Annotated in this window: 2 rRNA genes; both read left to right on the forward strand. The window is 57.6% G+C overall.

The window, feature by feature from the left end:
* Positions 1-71: 71 nt before the first annotated feature.
* A 23S ribosomal RNA gene (locus NO345_RS19530) occupies positions 72-2,996 on the forward strand.
* Positions 2,997-3,126: 130 nt separating this feature from the next.
* A 5S ribosomal RNA gene (gene rrf / locus NO345_RS19535) occupies positions 3,127-3,249 on the forward strand.
* Positions 3,250-3,376: the final 127 nt, after the last annotated feature.

The following is a 3,376-nucleotide window of genomic DNA, read 5'->3' on the forward strand; positions in this document are numbered from 1 at the left end:
CGTTATGACACCGTGTGTACGCGCAATCCAGGCGTCCACTGGACCATTCCGGGTCACAGTGAACGTCCCATATAACGTGGCTACTCTGCCACCTGATGGATAGCTCGGCTCAAGAGCCGACGAAGGACGTGCCAAGCTGCGAAAAGCCTCAGCAAGCCGCACGGAGGCATCGAACTGAGGATCTCCTAATGGGAATCCCCACCGCAATTGCTTCGCGCAATGGGGAACGCCGGGAATTGAAACATCTCAGTACCGGCAGGAACAAAAAGCAACAGCGACATCGTCAGTAACCGCGAGTGAACGCGATCCAGTCCAAACCGAAGCCCTACTCGGGCAATGTGGTGTTCGGACTGACTTTCATCGCTCGAACGCTTTCGCGAACTCTCCTGGAACGGAGGATGATACAGGGTGACAATCCCGTACCGAAAGCAAGTACAGCGTGCGTCAGCTCCAGAGTACCGAGGGTTGGATATCCCTCGGGAACAACGCGGGCATCGACCGCGAAGACTCAGTACTCCTTGAGACCGATAGCGAACAAGTAGCGTGAGCGAACGCTGAAAAGCACCCCACAACGGGAGGTGCAATAGGGCTTGAACCCAGGTGGCGATAGAGCGACGGGGCATACAAGGCCCCACAGAAAACGACCGAGACGCGAGTCTCCAGTAGGAACTGTGGGGAGCCGATGTTCCGTCGTGCGTTTTGAAAAACGAGCCAGGGAGTGCATCTGACCGGCAAGTCTAACTCGCTTCGCGCGAGGCAGGCGCAGGGAAACCGATACGGCCGCAGCCCTCACGGGCCAGGGCCACCGTCTTCAAGGGCGGGGAGCCGACCGGATGCGACCCGAAACCAGGCGATCTATGCGTGGGCAAGGTGAAGCGTGCCGAAAGGCACGTGGAGGCCTGTTAGAGTTGGTGTCCTTCAATACCCTCTCGTGACCTACGTATAGGGGTGAAAGGCCCATCGAGCCTGGCAACAGCTGGTTCCAGTCGAAACATGTCGAAGCATGACCTCTGCTGAGGTAGCTCGTGGGGTAGAGCGACCGATTGGGAGACCCGCCATCGAGAGATGTCGGCCTCCCTGTCAAACTCCGAACCTACGAGCGCCACAGACGCAGGGAGTCCGGTGTGCGGGGTAAGCCTGTGCACCATGAGGGAGACAACCCAGAGCTGGGTTAAGGTCCCAAAGTATGGATTAAGTGCAACCGAAGGTAGTCTCGAGCCCTAAACAGCCGGGAGGTGAGCTTAGAAGCAGCTACCCTCTAAGAAAAGCGTAACAGCTTACCGGCCGAGGTTCGAGGCGCCGAAAATGATCGGGGCTCAAATCCATCACCGAGACCTGGCGACACCCCCCATAGGGGTGATTCCGTAGACTGGCGCTCCAGTCGGGTGGAAGCACGGACGAGAGTTCGTGTGGACCGACTGGTGACGATAATCCTGGCCATAGTAGCAGCGATAGTCGGGTGAGAACCCCGACGGCCGAATGAGCAAGGGTTCCTCGACAATGCTGATCAGTCGAGGGTTAGCCGATCCTAAGTCACACCGTAATTCGAATGTGACGACAGGGAAACTGGTTAATATTCCAGTGCTCACAGACACTCAACGCCGACGCCTTGGGAACAATCGAGCTGGGCCTTCGCCCAGTCGAATTATGCAACTCCGTGGAAGCCGTAACGGCACGAAGCGGACGAACCATGAGATAGCGAAAGTCGATCGTACCTAGGGCCCGTGAAAAGGCAAGTCTGTGACTCGTACCAAGAACCGACACAGGTGCTCATGGCGGCGAAAGCCAAGGCCTGTCGGGAACAACCGACGTTAGGGAATTCGGCAAGTTAGTCCCGTACGTTCGCAATAAGGGATGCCTGCCCTGCAGAAGGGCAGGTCGCAGTGACTCGGGCGCTCCGACTGTCTAGTAACAACATAGGTGACCGCAAATCCGCAAGGACTCGTACGGTCACTGAATCCTGCCCAGTGCAGGTATCTGAACACCTCGTACAAGAGGACGAAGGACCTGTCAACGGCGGGGGTAACTATGACCCTCTTAAGGTAGCGTAGTACCTTGCCGCTTCAGTAGCGGCTTGCATGAATGGATCAACGAGAGCGCCACTGTCCCAACGTTGGGCCCGGTGAACTGTACGTTCCAGTGCGGAGTCTGGAGACCCCCAAGGGGAAGCGAAGACCCTATAGAGCTTTACTGCAGGCTGTCGCTGAGACACGGTCGCTACTGTGCAGGATAGATAGGAGGCACTACACAGGTACCCGCGCCAGCGGGCCACCGAGCCACCACTGAAATACTATCCAGTAGTGACTGTGACTCTCACTCCTGGCGGAGGACACCGGTAGCCGGGCAGTTTGACTGGGGCGGTACGCGCTTGAAAAGATATCGAGCGCGCCCTATGTCCACCTCATCCGAGTCGGAGACTCGGAGCAGAGCGCAAGAGCATACGGTGGGCTGACACTGTCCTTCATAACGAGGGACGGTGACGCGAAAGCGTGGTCTAGCGAACCAATCATCCTGCTTGATGCGGGAGATTGATGACAGAAAAGCTACCTTAGGGATAACAGAGTCGTCACCGGCAAGAGCACATATCGACCCGGTGGCTTGCTACCTCGATGTCGGTTCCCTCCATCCTGCCCGTGCAGAAGCGGGCAAGGGTGAGGTTGTTCGCCTATTAAAGGAGGTCGTGAGCTGGGTTTAGACCGTCGTGAGACAGGTCGGCTGCTATCTATTGGGGGTGTAACGGTACCTGACGGGAACGTTCGTATAGTACGAGAGGAACTACGAATGGTGACCACTGGTGTACGGGTTGTCCGAGAGGGCACGTGCCCGGCAGCCACGTCACACGGGGTAAGAGCTGAACGCATCTAAGCTCGAAACCCACCTGGAAAAGAGGTACCACTATGATCACTCGTAGAAGACGAGTTAGATAGACTCGGGGTGTGCGCGCCAAGGCAACGAGGCGTTAAGCCCGCGAGCACTAACAGATCATGCCATTAGTCATACCGCATACTGGGACCACCGTACTGTACTCGGGGTGGTCCAGGCGCGAACTGGATTGCGCGTATACACGAGTGTAGACCACCGACGCCAGGTTGGCGTAGGCAACGGTTCGAATCCGTTGGTCGGCGTTAAGGCGGCCACAGCGGCGAGGATTACACCCGTACCCATCCCGAACACGGAAGTTAAGCTCGCCAGCGTGTCGGGGAGTACTGGAGTGCGCGAGCCTCTGGGAAACGCGATTCGCCGCCTCCCACTCATACTCTTTCATTCATTCCGTTTCGGCGAGCAACAGCCCTCTGCGGGGCTGGCGCTCGCCACGCACGCATTCGTTCACTCGGCGAGCGACAGCCACACCACTTCAGCACACCACAGATCCCCC

It is taken from the genome of Haloarchaeobius salinus (assembly GCF_024464185.1).
GTDB classification, from domain to species: domain Archaea; phylum Halobacteriota; class Halobacteria; order Halobacteriales; family Natrialbaceae; genus Haloarchaeobius; species Haloarchaeobius salinus.